Raw genomic sequence first — 15,986 nt, 5'->3', positions numbered from 1 at the left:
GGCGCCGCGGCGGGTCCGTGCCCGAATCCGCCGCGGCGCGGGGACGGACCGGGGTCAGCCGCCAAGGTAGCGGAACTTCTCCCACCGGCGCTGGAGCCGCTCATCCCTGGGGGCGGCCGCCGTGCGGGACAATTCGTACTCGATGGCGGTGGCCATCCGGCTGCAGAAGTCCCGGGGCCTGTCGTCCGGGTGTTCGTCCACGATGTGGTCCACCAGGCCGACCCGCCGCAGGCCGGCAACGTTGACCTCCTGGGCCGCGGCAATCGAAGGCGCGAACTCGGTGCTGCGGTGCAGGATGGCGCTGGCCCCTTCGGGCGGCAGCGGGGAAAGCCAGGAATGCTGCGCCGCGATGGTGCGGTCCGCCGGGAGGAGGGCCAGCGCTCCGCCCCCGCCGCCCTGGCCCAGCAGTACCGAGACGCTGGGGGACTCCAGCCCGATCAGGTCGAACAGCGAGCGGGCGATCTCGCTGGCCAGCCCGCCCTCCTCGGCCTCCTTCGACAGGTCGGCACCCGGGGTGTCGATGACGGTCAGCAGCGGCAGCTTGAGTTCCTCGGCCAGCCGCATGCCCCGCCTGGCTTCGCGCAGCGACCCGGGGCCCATGGCAGGTCCGCCGGGATGCCGGGGCCGGTCGTGTCCGAGGACCACGCAGGACTGGCTGCCGAACCGTGCCAGCGCGAGCAGCAGGCCGGGGTCGTTTTCGCCCTGGCCCGTGCCGTTCAGCGGCAGCGCGTCGTCCGCTCCCGCCGAGAGCAGCCAGCGCAGGTCCGGCCGGCGGGGATTGCGGGAGAGCTGTATCGAAGTCCAGGCATCCACGGGGGAAGGCCCGACATCGACCGTGGCGGGGGCGGGTACGGCTTCGGCCGGTTCCGGCATCAGGATGCGCAGGGCGCGGTCGAGGATTCCCGCCAGCTCCTCCGGCGGTACGACCGCGTCGACCAGTCCCTTGTCGAAGAGGTTTTCGGCAACCTGGACGCCCTGCGGGAAGGGCTCTCCGTGCAGGGCCGAGTAGACGCGCGGGCCGAGGAATCCGAGCAGGGCACCCGGTTCGGCGACGCTCATGTGTCCCAGCGAGCCCCACGATGCCATCACGCCGCCGGTGGTGGGGTGGCGCAGGTAGACGAGGTAGGGCAGCCCGGCCTGGCGGTGCCTGCGCACGGCGGCGGTGATCTTGACCATCGCGAGGAACGCCGGGGTGCCTTCCTGCATGCGCGTCCCGCCGGAGGCAGGCCCGGCCAGCAGGGGCAGGGCCTGCGCGGTTGCCCGCTCGATCGCGGCCGTGATGCGTTCGGCCGCGTCCTGGCCGATCGAGCCCGCGAGGAAATTGAACTCGGAGGCAATGACGGCGACGCGGCGCCCGCGGATCAGGCCTTCGCCGGTGATGACGGACTCGTCGGTGCCTGACTTGGCGCGGGCCTTGGCTAGGTCGTCGAGGTACTCGGCATCCACCTCCCGGGCGGCGGCGGGCACGTCCCACGACCGGAACGATCCCGCGTCGAGGACGGTGCCGATGAGCTCCATTGCGTCCAGGCGGCGGGTCTTGTCCAGGGTGGGCATATCAGGCGGCCTCGCCGTCGGACTCGGCTCCGGAAATCCAGCGGCGGATGGCCTCGCCGTCGGCGTCCAGCAGCGGCGGTGCCTGATGCGCGGCCTTGGTTGTTTCACTCGCGTCGGGAGCGAAGAACCGCAGGGGCGGCCCGGGCAAGGTGACCTTGCCGAGGACGGGATGCTCGACGTCGACCGTCAGGCCCTGGGACCTCACCTGGTCCCAGGCGTAGACCTCGTCCAAGGTGCGGACCTTGCCGGCGGGGACACCGGCGTCGTTGAGCCTGGCCAGCAGTTCTTCCGCGCCATAGGCACTGAACGCCTTTTCTATCTCCGCGATCAGTTCCGGCCGGTGCGCCACGCGGCGGGCGTTGGTGGCGAAGTCCTCCCGGATCGGGTCGATGCCGAAGGCCTGCGCGAAGGCCGTCCAGAGCTTCTCGCTGCCCACGCTGATCTGCACGTGGCCGTCGCCGCATTTGAACAGGCCGTACGGGGCAATCGACGGGTGCTGGTTGCCCTGGGCCCGCGGGATCTCGCCGGCGACGGTGTGCCGGGTGCCCTGGAAGGCATGCACGCCGACCAGCGCCGCCAGGAGCGAGGTGCGGACCACCTGGCCGCGTCCCGTGCGCTCGCGCTCCAACAGCGCGGCCAGGGCGCCGTAGGCCCCGTACATTCCGGACAGCAGGTCGGCGATCGGGACGCCGACGCGCTGCGGGTCATCGGGACCGGAGCCCGTCAGCGACATCAGGCCGGCCTCGCCCTGGAGGATCTGGTCGTAGCCGCTGCGGTGCGATTCCGGGCCGTCATGGCCGAAGCCGGTGATGGAGAGGATCACCAGTCCCGGGTTCAGTTCGTGCATGCGTTCGGTACTGAAGCCCAGCCGGTCCAGCACCCCGGGGCGGAAATTTTCCAGCACGACGTCGGCGCGCTCGATGAGTGCCGACAGGAGCCGTTTGCCCTCATCGGACTTGAGGTCCAGGGCGATGGATTCCTTGTTCCGGTTGCAGGAGAGGAAGTATGTGGCGATCGGGTCCTCGTCGGGGCCGACGAACGGCGGCCCCCAGCCGCGGGTGTCGTCCCCGTGGCCCGGATTTTCAACCTTGATCACGCGGGCGCCGAGGTCGGCCATCATCATTCCGGCGTGCGGGCCGGCCAGCGCGCGGCTCAGGTCGATGACGGTGTAACCGGTCAGCGGTCCGGCAGCGGCCGGAACGGCCGGGGAATCGGTCTCTGGCATCGTTTCAGTGCTCAAAACGGCTCCTTCTGGTTCGATGAATGGGAAGCGTGCGGGCGGCTACAGCAGGCCGGGAAGGACGAGCGTGGCCCACGCGAGCAGCGGTCCGGCGACCACGACGACGCCGCCGTAGGCCAGGATCTGCTTGTAGAACCGGTCCTTGTCGGTGCCCTCGGGCGCATTGGCCAGCACGAGGGCACCGTTGGTGGAGAACGGCGAGACGTCGACGATCGTGGAAGCGATCGCCAGGGCGCACACCACGCCGACGGCGCTGATGGCGCCCGAATCCAGGAACGGGATGGCCAGCGGAATGAGGGCGGCCAGGATGGCGGTGGAGGACGCGAAAGCCGACACCACGGCGCCGATGTAGCAGATCAGCAGCGCTGCCAGCAGCGGGGCACCCAGATTCGCCACGCCGTCGGACACGTACTCGATGGTGCCTGCCTCCTGCAGGACGCCGACGAAGGTCAGCATGCCGCAGATCAGCAGCACCGTGGACCAGCTGATCTTATTGACCGCGCCCTTCTGCGCCTTGGGCGAGACCAGCGCGAGGATGACGGCGATCGTGATGGAGACGAACCCGACGTCGACCTTGAAGCCGAGCGCCACGACGGCCAGGGCGACCAGCCCGAGGATGGTCATGATCTGCGGAAACTTCTCGGCCGGAGTGTTCATGGCCGGCACGCCCTCGCCGGCCGGGTCGCGCGGGCCGTAGGTGCCGGAGCCGGAGCCCTTGTAGCTCACGTCGGCGGCGTGCGCACCCACGCTGACCGCCATGCGGGCCTCGGCGACCTGCTCGACGAACTGCCCCACCCGGGAGGAGGACAGCTTGCGCCCGCCAAGGACAAAGAAGAGGACGACGGCGATGGCGAGGTTGAAGATGAGGCTGGTCAGGAACAGCGCCATCGGGCTGCCCGGGAAGCCCGCGCCGCTGACCAGGTCGTTGACGATCACGCCGTAGACTGCGATGGGGGAGAAGCTGCCGGCCTGGGCGCCGTGGACCACGAGCATGCCCATCATCAGCGGGTTGATCTTGTACTTCGCCGCGAAGCTGAGCGCGATCGGGGCCATGATGGCCACGGCGGCGGGGCCGAGCGCGCCGACCGCGGTAATGGCGGCGGTAATGATGAACATGACCCACGGAATCAGGGCCACGCGGTTGTCGACCAGCTTGACGGCCTTGCGGATCAGCAGGTCGATCGTGCCATTGTTCTGCGCGATCGCGAACAGGTAGGTCACGCCGACCAGGGTCAGGAACAGGCCGCCGGGGAAGTTGTCCAGGATGGCATCCGGGTCCATGCCCAGGAAGACCGCTCCCAGCAGGAAGGCCCCGACGAAGGCCAGGGCACCCATGTTGATGGGCAGCACCGTAGCCAACAGGAACATCGCCGCGAGGACGATGATGGAGAGAATTGGCGCGGACATCGCACTCCTCCGTGGATTAGGATAGTTGTGAAGTGAATCACTGTCTCAGTGGCCTAGCCTCTAGGAGAGTGGCTGTCCTTGTCAAGGTAGCCGGGTAAAGTTCTCAAAAGGCCTTCGATCCGAAAGGAACTGCAGCGTGGCGGAGAAGAAGACGGCACGGCCGTTGGCGCGGGTATCGCGCCAACGGCTCTATGAGCAGCTCATGAAGCAGATCCTGGAGTACGTCGAGGACGCCCAGCTCGGTCCCGGGGACCATTTGCCGCCGGAGCGGGAGCTCGCGGACAGCCTCGGCGTTTCCCGCGCGACGCTGGCGCAGGCGCTGGTGGCCCTTGAAGTGCTCGGCGTGATCGATGTCCAGCACGGGACGGGGGCCGTGCTGGTCTACCGGCCCAGCGTGGCCAAGCTCGTCAAGGAGCTGCAGGAGCACCGGAACCGCCTGCCGGAGATCGTGGAGGCCCGCAGCGCCCTGGAGGTCAAGCTGGCCGAACTGGCCGCGTCCCGCCGGACGCCCGAGGACCTTGACGCGATCGGCGCCGCCCTGGAGGCCATGGAACGGGAAATTGCCGCGGGGGACCGGGGCGCGCACGGCGATGAGCTGTTCCACCGGGCGGTGACGCAGGCGGCCCATTCGCCGGTGCTGGCCCAGATGATGACGTTCATCGCCGAGATGGTGCTCGAGACCCGGCTGGAGTCGCTCGGGCAGCCGGGCCGGCCGGAGCAGTCCCTGGCGTCGCACCGGCGGATCGCCGAGGCCATCCGGGCCGGCGAGGCGGACGTGGCCGCCCGGGCCATGCAGTCCCACATCGAACTGGTTTCGGATGTCGCCCTGCTCAAGTAGCTGTCGGCGGCGGCGCATCGGGCACGTCCGGCAGCAGCGCCGGCAGCAACAGCAGCAACAGCAATGACGGGAGGCGGGCCATGACGGGAAGCCGGATGTCCGGCGCCGTGCCCCGGCCGGCCCTGACCCACTTCGCGTCCGTGACCGTCGAGGTCGGTGAGGTGCTGGACCTGGGCGAAACCATTGACGGCCGGCGCCGCGTGGTTCCGATCCGCGGGGGAAGCGTCGCCGGAAACGGCTGGTCGGGCCGGGTGCTGGACGCCGGCGCGGACTTCCAGCTGTACCCGTCCGCGGACACGGCCTACCTCACCGCCACCTACGTCATCGAGGCAGGGGACGGTACGCGGCTCTTCGTCGAAAACAAGGCGCTCCGGGCAGGGCGTCCCGAGGACCTGGCCCGGATGGTCAGCGGCTGTACGGTCGACCCCTCGCTGATCTACTTCCGCTGCGCGCCGCGGATCACGGCCGCGACGGACAGTGCCTTCGCTTGGGTCAATTCGCGGCTGTTCGTCGGCAGCGGGGTCCGCACTCCGGATTCGGTCCGGCTGGAGTTCTTCGCCGTCGACTAGGCCATTTGGGCGGCCGCGGGCAGGAAGGTGGACCGAGGCTTAATATGGTCACTATGCCAAGCTCATCCAGCACCTCCGCGGCTGCCCCCGGCGTCAGCCGGCACGATGGGCCGCAGGTCGAGTTCAAAGCCGGCGAGATCCGTCCCGGCGCGGACTACCGCGGCCGCGAACTGATGCTGCTGCTGCAGAGTTTCACCACGGAGACGGACCGCTACATCGAGGCGCTGGGCCACAAGTACGGGATGCACCGTACGGACCTGAACGCGCTCACGGCGGTGATCAACGCGCGGCGCGCCGGCCAGCCGATCACCCCCGGCGTGCTGGGGGAAAAGCTGTCGCTGAGCTCGGCCGCCACCACCGCCCTGGTGGACCGGCTGAGCAAGGTGGGCCATATGGTCCGCACCCGCAGCGGGGAGGACCGGCGGCGGGTCCACCTCGACGTGACGGACAGCGCGCGGCTGCGCGGTTCGGAGATTTTCACGCCGATGGTCGAGGAGCTCCTGAAGGTGGTTACCCGGCACACACCCGAGGAGATCGAGATGCTCTCCGGGTTCATGGAGGAGCTTCGCGACGCGATGACGGCGGCGCGGGAACGCGCCTTGGGTCAGCCGGAGAACAGCGAGGGCGAAGCCTCGGCCAGCAACGGCAGCTGAAGCGCCAGCCAGGGGCTGAAGGCCCACGGCGTGGCGGTGACCGCCTTCAGCGCTAACGACGGCGGTGCCCACTTCCATTCGGCGACTTCCGTCGCGTCCGGGGCCGGGTCGCCGTACAGGCGGGCCACGTAGACCGGGCAGATCTCGTTCTCAACGGTCCCGGCGGCGTCGGTGGCGCGGTAGCGGAAATCCGGTAGCGCCAGGCGCAGTTCCGACACCTCGACGCCCAGCTCCTGCGGCGCGCGCCGCAGCACGGCATCGGCGGTGTCCTCGCCGGGTCCGGGATGGCCGCAGAAGGAGTTGGTCCATACGCCCGGCCAGGTCTTCTTGGACAGCGCGCGCCGGGTCACGAGGTACTCGCCGCGCTCGTTGAAGAGGTGGCAGGAGAAGGCCAAATGCAGGGGAGTGGCCGGTCCATGCACGGTCGCCTTGTTGGCCGTTCCAATGGGTCGGCCGGCCTCGTCGACCAGTACCACTTCTTCTATGCCTGCCACGCCGCCGTCCTTCCGCACAACGCCATCCTCCCCCATCTCTCGATTATCGAGAAATAATCATGTTTACTATGAATCATGACGATTCCCATCGCCCGACAGTACCCTCCGGCGTCCGGAGGAACCGAGTTTGATGGGCTGCGGCTCGTGGACGGGACGCTTGAGCGGTTCTTCAGCGATGGCATGGACCGCGCCGACCGCCTGGGCGCAGGCTATGCCGGCTTGTGGCGGGCCCTGCGCTCGGCCGCACGGGGCGGCAAACGCGTCAGGCCTGCCCTGGTCCTGGCCGCATACACCGGACTCGGCGGCCCGGATCCCGCGCCGGCGGCACCGGTGGCGGCCGCCTTCGAGCTGCTGCATACCGCGCTGGTCCTGCACGACGACGTGATCGACCGTGACTTCAAGCGGCGGGGCGTCCCGAACCTGGCCGGTGTCTACCGCGCCCGCGCCGCCGGGCAGGGGATGAGCCTCGAGGAAGCGGCGCACCGCGGCCAGTCCGCCGCCATCATCGCCGGAGACCTGGCCCTGACCGGCGCCTACCGGCTCATCGCCGGTGCCGAGCTGGCCGCCGACCTGCGGCTCACTCTGCTGGACGAGCTGGACTCGGCGGTCTTCGCCTCGGCCGGCGGCGAACTGCTGGACGTGGAGTTCTCCGGCACGCCCGAGCAGCCGTCGCTGCAGGAGGTCCTGAGGATGTCGCGGCTGAAGACCGCGGTATATTCCTTCGAGGCCCCCCTGCGCGCCGGGGCGCTGATGGCGGGAGCCTCCGCGGACGCGCTCAGGACAGTCGGAACTGCGGGGCGCTGCATCGGCACCGCCTACCAGCTAGTGGACGACCTGCTGGGCATGTTCGGAGACGAGGCAGAGACGGGAAAATCGACTACCGGCGACCTGGCCGAGGGCAAGTGCACCCCGCTCATCGCCTACGCGCGGCTCTGCCCGGAGTGGGAGCAGTTGGCGGAGCTGCTAGGCGGCACGCCCACGCGGCAGGACGCGGCCCGGGCACGCCGCCTGCTGGAGCAGTGCGGCGCCCGGGAGTACGTCGAGGACCTTGCCGAGTGCTATGCCAGCCGGGCCCGGGCGGCCCTGGCGGAATCCGCCCTGCCCGAGGCCCTGGTGGCCGACCTCGAAAGCGTGCTGGAACGTGCTGTCCAAAGGAGGCGGTAATGGATAACCGGACCCAGGCGGAACTCTATGCGGCGGTCGCCCAGGAGGCGTCCGCCGTCGTCATCCGCCGCTACTCGAGTTCCTTCTCTCTGGCCACCCGATTGCTGGAAAAGCCCGTCCGGCGGGACGTGGAGAGCATCTACGCGCTGGTCCGGATCGCCGATGAAATCGTCGACGGCGCCAGCGCCGGCTGCGGATCGGCGCCGGAGGCCATCCGCGCGTGCCTCGACAAGCTGGAACAGGAGGCGCTTGAGGCGGCGGCCGGCGCCTACAGCTCCAACCTGGTGGTGCACGCCTTCGGCCTCACGGCGAAGCGGACCGGCATCGGCGCGGACCTGGTCAGGCCGTTCTTCGCCTCCATGCGGGCCGACCTGGAACGCGCCGCGCACAGCGCCGACAGCTTCGACGAGTACGTTTACGGCTCCGCCGAGGTGGTCGGGCTGATGTGCGTGCGCGCCTTCCTGCAGGGCAAGCCGGTGGACGTGGACCGCCTCGCCAGGCTCGACGCCGGCGCCCGGCGGCTCGGGGCCGCGTTCCAGAAGGTCAACTTCCTGCGCGACCTGGCGGACGACTACCGCGACCTCGGCCGCAGCTACTTTCCCGGGATATCCGTCGACGGGTTCACCGAAGCCGAGAAGCACGCCGTGCTGGACGGGATCGACGCCGACCTGGCCGCCGCCCGCGCGGTGGTGCCGGAGCTGCCCGCTGGCAGCCGCACCGCCGTCGCGGCCGTGCACGCGCTGTTCGCCGAGCTCTCCGCGCGGCTGCGGCGCACCCCGGCCGGGGACCTGCTGCTCCGGCGGGTCCGGGTGCCGAACCAGGTCAAGCTGCGCCTGATCGCCACGGCGTGGTACCGGCAGCAGGTCCCGGCGGCGCGGCTGCCCGTGCATCTTCCGGCCGCCCGGCTCCGGCACCTGCCCGCCGCCGCCCTGTTCCGGAGCCACCGGTGAGGCCTCCCGTTCCGCTGCGGCCGGGCAGGCCGGCCAGGGGCGGCGCTGCCGTGGAACCGGGCGGGCGGATCAGCGTCATCGGCGGCGGCATCGCCGGGCTGGCGTCGGCGGCGCTGCTGGCCCGCGACGGCTACCGGGTCACCGTGCTGGAGAAGCAGGCCGACGTGGGCGGCCGCGCCGGCAGCTGGGAACGCGACGGCTTCCGCTTCGACACCGGGCCGTCCTGGTACCTGATGCCGGAGGTCTTCGACCACTTCTTCCGCCTGCTGGGCACCTCCGCCGAACAGCTGGACCTGAGCGTGCTGGATCCGGGCTACCGGGTGTTCTTCGAAGGCGGCGGCCCCGCCGTGGACCTGCGCCGGGAACGCCGGCTGAACGAGGAACTGTTCGAATCCCTGGAGCCCGGCGCCGGGGCCCGGCTGTCCGCGTACCTCGATTCCGCGGAGGAGACCTACGGCCTGGCCAAGAAGTACTTCCTCTACACGTCCTTCGCTTCCTTCCGGCCGCTGCTCACGCGTGAGGTGCTGCGCGGCGCGCCGAAGCTGGGCCGCCTGCTGCTGGAGTCCCTGGACACCTGGGCCGGCCGCTTCGTCACGGACCCGCGGCTGCGCCAGATCCTCGGCTACCCGGCGGTGTTCCTCGGCTCGGCGCCGAAGCTCGCGCCCAGCATGTACCACCTGATGAGCCACCTTGACCTGGACGACGGCGTGCTCTACCCGCAGGGCGGCTTCACCCGGATCATCGGCGCCATCCGCGCGCTCGCCGAGGACCACGGCGTCCGCATCGTCACCGGTGCCGAGGTGGACGGGATCCTGACCGAGCGCGCCGGCACCAGGGCGCGGGCCTTCGGTGTCAGCTACCGGGACGGCGGCGGCGGGTCCCACGTGCTGGCCGCCGATGCCGTGGTCTCCGCCGCGGACCTGCACCACACCGAAACCGCGCTGCTGCCGCGGGAGCTGCAGAGCTACCCCGAGCGCTACTGGCGGCGCCGCGTGCCGGGCCCGGGCGCCATGCTCCTGATGCTCGGCGTCGACGGCCGGCTGCCCGAGCTGGCCCACCATTCGCTCATGTTCACCGCGGACTGGGACGCGAACTTCGCGGCGATCTTCGGCCAGCCGACCCGGGTTCCGGATCCCGCCTCCGTCTACGTCTGCCGGCCCAGCGCCACCGACCCGTCAGTTGCCCCGGCGGGCCAGGAGAACCTCTTCGTGCTCGTTCCCGTCCCGGCGGACCCGGCCCTGGGCGGCGGCGGTATCGACGGCGGCGGTGACCCGCGCGTCGAAGAGGTCGCCGACCGCGTCATCGCCCAGATCGCCCGGTGGGCCGGCATCCCGGACCTCGCCAACCGGATCCGCGTACGGCGGACCGTCGGCCCGGCGGACTTCGCCCGCGACTTCAACTCCTGGCAGGGCGGCGTCCTCGGCCCGGCACACACCCTGCGGCAAAGCGCCTTCCTGCGCGGCAGTAACAAGAGCCGCAAGGTCGACGGCCTCTTCTATGCCGGCGGCAGCACCATCCCCGGCATTGGTCTGCCGATGTGCCTGATCAGCGCGGAGATCCTGCTCAAGCGCGTGCGCGGGGACCTAACGACGGCGGCGCTGCCCGAACCGCTGCCGGCCTCCTCGGGTGCGGGGTTGCGTTGATGGGGTTTGTCTACCTGGCCGCGCTGTTCGTGTCGCTGGCGGGCATGGCCATCCTGGACTGGCGGCTGCGCTTGTTCTTCCGCGCGGCCCCGCTGCGTGCCGGCCTGGTGCTGCTGGCCGGCCTGGCGTTTTTCCTGGCGTGGGACCTGTCCGGCATTGCGCTCGGCATCTTCTACCGCGGGCAGACGGACATCATGACCGGCCTCCTGCTGGCGCCGGAACTTCCCCTGGAGGAAGCCGTCTTCCTGACCTTCCTCTGCTACCTGGCCATGAACCTGTACCTGCTCTTCGCCCGCCGACTCGCCACCGGATCGTTCCTGCCCGGCACCAGTGCCACCGCGCGTAGCGTCCGGCGCGAACGGTCCGGCCCAAGCGGCACCCGCGAGGAGGCACGCCCATGACGTACTGGCTGCTCAACGCCGCCTTCCTCGCCGCCGCGGCGGCCGTCGCCCTGGCCGCGGTCCTCGTCCGGCACCGCAGGCGCACTCCTGCCGGAACCGGGGCGCGCCGGCCGCACACGGCGGGCGCCGCCGTCGTCCTCACCCTGCTGGCGCTGTGCGTGCTGACGGCCGTGTTCGACAACATCATGATCGCCGCCGGGCTCTTCGAGTACAGTGCGGAGCACACGTCGGGATGGCGGATCGGGCTCGCACCGCTGGAGGATTTTGCCTACGTGCTCGCGGCGGCGCTGCTGCTGCCGGCCCTGTGGACGCTGCTGCCGGCCGGACGGCAGAGGACGGGCAGGCAAACCGCCGGAAAGCAAGCGGCCGGGAGGAAGGACGCGCATGGAGAATGACCTCAAGCCCCGTTCGACCCTGCGGAACCTGCTGGTCTCCTCGCGGCCGGTCTCGTGGGTCAACACAGCCTATCCGTTCGCGGCCGCCTACCTGCTCGCCGCCGGCACGGTGGACCTTCCGCTCATCATCGGCACGCTGTTCTTCCTCGTCCCGTACAACCTCGCGATGTACGGGATCAACGACGTGTTCGACTACGAGTCCGACGTGCTCAACCCGCGCAAGGGCGGCGCGGAGGGCGCCGTGCTGGACCGCTCGCTACACCGGACCACGCTGCTGGCCGCCGTGCTGCTGCCGCTGCCGTTCGTGGCCTACCTGCTGGCGGCCGGGACCTGGCTGTCCGCGGCGGTGCTGGCACTGAGCCTGTTCGCCGTGGTCGCCTACAGTGCGCCCGGGCTCCGGTTCAAGGAGCGCCCGTTCGTGGACTCCATGACGTCGAGTTTCCACTTCGTCAGCCCGGCGCTGTTCGGGCTGGTGCTCGCCGGCGCGGACTTCACCGCCGGGCTGTGGGCCGTGCTCGGGGCGTTCTTCCTCTGGGGGATGGCCAGCCAGGCGTTCGGCGCGGTTCAGGACATCAACGCGGACCGGCAGGGCGGGGTCGGTTCCGTGGCGACGGTGCTGGGCGCCGCCGCCACGGTCAGGTATGCGCTCGCCGCCTACGCGCTGGCCGGCATCCTGATGCTCTTCAGCGGCTGGCCGGGCGCTCTGGGCGCCCTGCTGGCCCTGCCGTACCTGGCGAACATTTGGCCGTTCCGGTCGCTGACGGACGCCGAAGCGGAGAGCAGCAACGCCGGCTGGAAGCGGTTCCTCTGGCTGAACTACGTGACCGGTTTCTTTGTGACGATGCTGCTGCTCTGGTACGCCGCCGCCCGCTGAATGATGTTGCGCGCCATGGACGGGAAGATCAGTCCGTGGAACGGCAGGACGATCCACCAGTACAGCTTGCCGGAGAGCCCGGTGGGGAAGTAGATGGCCCGCTGCCGGTAGGTGGTGCCGGCGCCGTCGGGCAGCGCGGAGAGCTCCAGCCAGGCCTGGCCGGGGACCTTCATTTCCGCGTGCAGCCTCAGCACCTTGCCTTCCGGCGAGTCCTCCATGGCCTCCACCCGCCACCAGTCCACGGCCTCCCCGACGCTGAGCCGGTCTCCGTGCCGTCGGCCGCGGTTGTGCCCGGCCCCGCCGACCAGCTTGTCCAGCACGCCGCGGATGGCCCACGCGGCCGGCCAGGAGTACCAGCCGTTGGCCCCGCCGATCCCTTCGATCACCCGCCAGACGTGCTCGGGAGCCACGTCGGTGCTGCGCGTGCGCTCGTCCACGAACACGGTGCGGCCGGCCCACTCCGGGTCGCTGGGCAGCGGGTCCGACGGCGGCGCCTGCGACGCGTTGGTCCAGCTGGTCTCCACCTCGCCCGCGGCCATCTTGCCCAGGGCCAGCTCCACCGCCTTGCGGTAGCCGGTGAGCCCGCCGTCGGGCTGCGGGATGTAGCCGTCGATGTCGTGCTCCGCGGCCACCGCGTCATGCTGCAGCGACTCCACCAGCGGCACCGCCATCGAGTGCGGGATCGGCGTGGTCAGCGCCACCCACCAGCCCGCCAGCTTCGGCGCCGGGACCGGGAGCGAGAAGACCTTGCGCCGTGTCAGTCCCGCCTGGTGCCCGTAGCCGTACATGATGCCGGCGTAGGTCAGCACCTCGCGCGAGCCGATGTCGAACGTCCGGTTCAGCCCCTCCGGCAGCTGGGGTGCGTGCACCAGGTAGTGCAGCACGTCCCGGATGGCGATCGGCTCGATCTTCCTCCGCACCCAGCTCGGCGCCGGCATCACCGGCAGGTTCTCGGTCAGGTGCCGGATCATCTCGAAGGACGCGGAACCGGAGCCGATCACGACGCCGGCCTGGAACACCACCGCGGGCACCTCGCCTTCCAGCAGCACCCGTCCGACGGCGGTCCGCGAGCGCATGTGCCGGGAGAGTTCCACCCCCTCCGGATGCAGCCCGCCGAGGTAGACGATCCGCTTCACCCCGGAGCGCGCGGCGGCCTCGGCCACGGTCCGGGCCATCGCGAGTTCCTTCTGCTCGAACCCGGCGCCGGAGCCCATCGAGTGCACCAGGTAGAAGAACGTCTCCACGCCCTCGCAGGCCTTCGCCGCCGCCTCCGCGTCGCCCAGGTCCCCCTCGGCGATTTCCACGTCGTCGCGCCAGGGGACGGCATTGAGTTTCGACGGCGACCGCACCAGCACGCGGACGGTGTAGCCCGCCTCGAGCAGCCGGGGGACGAGCCGGCCGCCGATGTAGCCGGTGGCCCCGGTGACCAGTACCCGTTGTGTCATGCGGACTGTCTCCTTCGATTGGCGGGAAGTGTCCGGCCGGCGGCAAGGCGGGCCTGCCAGCGCCGCGCCGGCGCCTGCTCCGGCCAGTGTACGGACAACGTGTGGAAGGCACGCCGGAAGCGCAGCACCAGGCTGGCCCGGCTGGCGATGGCCCGCGGCGACATCCCGGCGGCCAGCCGCGGATCGAGCCGGATCCGCCGCAGCGGCCCGAGGTGGAAGCTCAGGCACAGGTCGTCGTGCAGCTCGGCGTCCGAGCGGTGCACCTGTTCCCGCACCTGCAGCCAGCATGAGCGCCGGAGCGCCATATTGGACCCGAACAGCGGCGCGTGGCCCAGCGCCGACCCGGCGGCGAGGTAGTAGGAGCCCAGGTACAGGGCGGAAAGGACGACGGCGGCCGGGCGGGGGAGGGAATGGAAACGTCCGTTCCCGGTCACGGCGGCCAGGCCGGGATCCCGGGAGAAGGCGGCGGCGATCCGAAGGATCCAGTCCGGCGGCAGGACGGAGTCCGCGTCGCAGCGCGCGATGATGTCGCCGGCGGCGGCGTCGTAGCCTCTCGACGCCGCGGCCGGAATGCCGGGAGCGGGCTCGGCGACCACCCGGGCGCCGAACCTGCGGGCGACCTCGGCGCTGTTGTCCGTGCAGCCGTTGTCCACCACGATGACCTCGTCCGGCGGCGTCAGCTGGCCGGCGAGTGAACGGAGGCAGGCCTCCAGCGGCCCCGCATCGTTGAGGCACGGGATCACCACGGAGACGCCGGAGCCCATCATCCGGCCCTGCCCCGACCGGTCCTGCCCTGGCTGGCTCTGCCCCGGCTGGCCTTGTCCCGGGCCGGGGCGTTGTCCTCGCGCAGCGCCTGGTACGCCTCGAGCGCCGCCTGCCGGGACTCCTTCACGTCCACGATCGGCTCCGGATACTCCGGGCTCGCATACTCCGGCACCCAGCGCGAAACGTAGCGGGCTTCGGGGTCGAACTTGGCCTGCTGGGTCAGCGGGTTGAAGATCCGGAAGAACGGCGCCGCGTCCGCCCCCGAGCCCGCAACCCACTGCCAGCTCGCCGGGTTGTTCGCCGCGTCGGCGTCCACCAGGGTGTCCCAGAACCACTGCTCGCCCACCCGCCAGTCAATGCCGAGGTTCTTGACCAGGAAGCTGGCCGAGACCATGCGCACCCGGTTGTGCATCCAGCCGGTGGTCCAGAGCTCACGCTGGCCGGCGTCCACCAGCGGCACGCCGGTCCTGCCCCGCTGCCAGGCTCGGACCCGGGCGGCAGCCGAAGGACCGCCACGGTTCGCATTCCGCCCGGAAGGCGAGGCGCCGCCGTCGTTACCGGACCGTTTGCGGCCCGGACGCTCCCACGGAAAGGCGTCGAATTCGGGACGCAGGTTCCGCTCCGCCAGCAGCGGCTGATGGTAGAGCTGGTGCCAGCAGAACTCCCGCCAGCCCAGCTCGCCGAGGTAGGTGCGGACGGCCTCGCCATGGTTGGCGCCTCGCCGGGCGGCGACCGCATGCCCGACCTGGAACGGGCTCAGGTGGCCCCAGCGGAGGTAGGGAGAGAGGCGGCTGGTGCCCCGGACGGCCGGGCGGTCGCGGCCCTGCGGGTAGTCAGCCAGCGCCCCGTCGACAAAGTCTTCGAGCAGCTCGTGGCCGGCCGCGGCGCCCGGAGTCCAGGCCTTCCGCAAGCCCCCGGCCCAGTCCGGACGGCGCGGCAGCAGCTCCCAGCCGTCCAGCTCCTCGGACTCCGGGAGCCTGCCGCGGAAGCGCTGCGTCGGTTCCGGCGCATCCAACGGCTTGCGGAAATCCAGCTCGGAGACGGTCTTCCAGAACGGTGTGAAGACCTTGTACGGCGTGCCTTGGCCAGTCTGGATCCGCCACGGTTCATGCAGCAGCGAGGCCTGGAAGCTCTCCGCGTGGCGGCCGTCCTCCTCCGCCTTCGCCTTGACCTCGGCATCGACCTGCCGCTCGGGCCCGCCGTAGCGCCGGTTCCAGTACACGGCCTCCGCGTCCAGAGCGGCCGCAACCCCGCCAACGATTCCGGCGGCGGCCCCGCGGCGCAGCAGCAGCGGAATGCCGAGGCGGTCCAGCTCGCCGCGCAGGTCTTCCAGCGCGTGGTGCAGCCACCAGCGGGCGGCGCCGCCGAGCGGGCGGACCCCTTCGCTCTCCTCGTCCAGTACATACAACGCCACCGCGGCGGAGTCCGCGGCCGCGGCCAGCAGCGCAGGGTTGTCCCGAACGCGCAGATCGTCGCGGAACCATACCAGCGACGTCGTCATGGGATGCCCCTTCCTGGTGTCCCGCCGGGCCCGGGCGCGGGAAGAACAGTTGCCTTATCTCTCGATTATCGAGATGGTTATGATCGAGTCAAG

The 15,986-nt window shown here is 70.7% G+C and carries 16 protein-coding genes; 9 read left to right on the top strand and 7 right to left on the bottom strand.

Annotated features, from left to right (window positions below; genetic code table 11):
• Positions 1–54: 54 nt before the first annotated feature.
• Genes AHIS1636_RS10715 through AHIS1636_RS10705 form a run of 3 tightly spaced genes read right to left on the bottom strand, consistent with a single transcriptional unit; the run spans position 55 to position 4,201 of the window.
• Complete coding sequence (locus tag AHIS1636_RS10715; RefSeq protein ID WP_264795802.1) at positions 55–1,554, bottom strand: carboxyl transferase domain-containing protein; 1,500 nt, start codon at positions 1,552–1,554, stop codon at positions 55–57.
• Between the two features lies 1 nt (position 1,555).
• A complete protein-coding gene (locus tag AHIS1636_RS10710) occupies positions 1,556–2,779 on the bottom strand; it encodes a CaiB/BaiF CoA transferase family protein (protein WP_264795914.1) in 1,224 nt (407 codons plus the stop codon).
• A gap of 57 nt (positions 2,780–2,836) precedes the next feature.
• Entirely contained in the window at positions 2,837–4,201 is a 1,365-nt protein-coding gene (locus AHIS1636_RS10705; RefSeq protein WP_264795801.1) for an SLC13 family permease, read from the bottom strand.
• A gap of 136 nt (positions 4,202–4,337) precedes the next feature.
• Between AHIS1636_RS10705 and AHIS1636_RS10700 the strand changes: the two genes are divergently transcribed.
• From AHIS1636_RS10700 to AHIS1636_RS10690, 3 genes are all read left to right on the top strand, one after another.
• Complete coding sequence (locus AHIS1636_RS10700) at positions 4,338–5,039, top strand: FadR/GntR family transcriptional regulator (protein WP_264795800.1); 702 nt, start codon at positions 4,338–4,340, stop codon at positions 5,037–5,039.
• An 80-nt stretch (positions 5,040–5,119) separates the two neighbouring features.
• Positions 5,120–5,608 (top strand): DUF3237 family protein, encoded by a 489-nt coding sequence (locus AHIS1636_RS10695; protein ID WP_264795799.1) that lies wholly within the window; start codon positions 5,120–5,122, stop codon positions 5,606–5,608.
• 53 nt (positions 5,609–5,661) lie between these two features.
• Entirely contained in the window at positions 5,662–6,261 is a 600-nt protein-coding gene (locus tag AHIS1636_RS10690; protein ID WP_264795798.1) for a MarR family winged helix-turn-helix transcriptional regulator, read from the top strand.
• Here the strand turns inward: AHIS1636_RS10690 and idi are convergent.
• Entirely contained in the window at positions 6,213–6,791 is a 579-nt protein-coding gene (gene idi, locus AHIS1636_RS10685) for an isopentenyl-diphosphate Delta-isomerase (protein WP_264795797.1), read from the bottom strand. The genes AHIS1636_RS10690 and idi overlap by 49 nt on opposite strands.
• A gap of 39 nt (positions 6,792–6,830) precedes the next feature.
• Here idi and AHIS1636_RS10680 point away from each other — a divergent pair, with 39 nt between their 5' ends.
• Genes AHIS1636_RS10680 through AHIS1636_RS10655 form a run of 6 tightly spaced genes read left to right on the top strand, consistent with a single transcriptional unit; the run spans position 6,831 to position 12,182 of the window.
• Positions 6,831–7,919 (top strand): polyprenyl synthetase family protein, encoded by a 1,089-nt coding sequence (locus tag AHIS1636_RS10680; protein ID WP_264795796.1) that lies wholly within the window; start codon positions 6,831–6,833, stop codon positions 7,917–7,919.
• Positions 7,919–8,869 carry a phytoene/squalene synthase family protein gene (locus AHIS1636_RS10675; protein ID WP_264795795.1) on the top strand — a complete coding sequence of 317 codons (951 nt, stop codon included), beginning with the start codon at positions 7,919–7,921 and terminating at the stop codon, positions 8,867–8,869. The genes AHIS1636_RS10680 and AHIS1636_RS10675 overlap by 1 nt, the downstream gene beginning before the upstream one ends.
• 14 nt (positions 8,870–8,883) lie before the next feature.
• Entirely contained in the window at positions 8,884–10,512 is a 1,629-nt protein-coding gene (gene crtI, locus AHIS1636_RS10670; RefSeq protein ID WP_373875827.1) for a phytoene desaturase family protein, read from the top strand.
• Positions 10,512–10,913: a lycopene cyclase domain-containing protein gene (locus tag AHIS1636_RS10665; protein WP_264795794.1), complete on the top strand. Its 402-nt coding sequence runs from the start codon at positions 10,512–10,514 to the stop codon at positions 10,911–10,913. Before crtI ends, AHIS1636_RS10665 begins: the two co-directional genes overlap by 1 nt.
• Positions 10,910–11,308: a lycopene cyclase domain-containing protein gene (locus AHIS1636_RS10660; RefSeq protein ID WP_264795793.1), complete on the top strand. Its 399-nt coding sequence runs from the start codon at positions 10,910–10,912 to the stop codon at positions 11,306–11,308. Before AHIS1636_RS10665 ends, AHIS1636_RS10660 begins: the two co-directional genes overlap by 4 nt.
• A complete protein-coding gene (locus AHIS1636_RS10655) occupies positions 11,298–12,182 on the top strand; it encodes a prenyltransferase (RefSeq protein WP_264795792.1) in 885 nt (294 codons plus the stop codon). Before AHIS1636_RS10660 ends, AHIS1636_RS10655 begins: the two co-directional genes overlap by 11 nt.
• Here AHIS1636_RS10655 and AHIS1636_RS10650 read toward each other — a convergent pair.
• The 3 genes from AHIS1636_RS10650 to AHIS1636_RS10640 are packed head-to-tail and all read right to left on the bottom strand — an operon-like array spanning position 12,125 to position 15,893.
• Positions 12,125–13,627: an SDR family oxidoreductase gene (locus tag AHIS1636_RS10650; RefSeq protein WP_264795791.1), complete on the bottom strand. Its 1,503-nt coding sequence runs from the start codon at positions 13,625–13,627 to the stop codon at positions 12,125–12,127. The two genes, AHIS1636_RS10655 and AHIS1636_RS10650, sit on opposite strands and share 58 nt — an antisense overlap.
• Positions 13,624–14,394 carry a glycosyltransferase family 2 protein gene (locus AHIS1636_RS10645; protein ID WP_264795790.1) on the bottom strand — a complete coding sequence of 257 codons (771 nt, stop codon included), beginning with the start codon at positions 14,392–14,394 and terminating at the stop codon, positions 13,624–13,626. The genes AHIS1636_RS10650 and AHIS1636_RS10645 overlap by 4 nt, the downstream gene beginning before the upstream one ends.
• Complete coding sequence (locus AHIS1636_RS10640; protein ID WP_264795789.1) at positions 14,391–15,893, bottom strand: cryptochrome/photolyase family protein; 1,503 nt, start codon at positions 15,891–15,893, stop codon at positions 14,391–14,393. Before AHIS1636_RS10640 ends, AHIS1636_RS10645 begins: the two co-directional genes overlap by 4 nt.
• Between the last annotated feature and the right edge of the window lie 93 nt (positions 15,894–15,986).

This window comes from Arthrobacter mangrovi, assembly GCF_026011795.1.
In the GTDB taxonomy this organism is placed as follows: Bacteria; Actinomycetota; Actinomycetes; order Actinomycetales; family Micrococcaceae; genus Crystallibacter; species Crystallibacter mangrovi.
The sequence above is the reverse complement of the archived record's forward strand: the minus strand, read 5'-3'. Positions and strand labels throughout refer to the sequence as shown.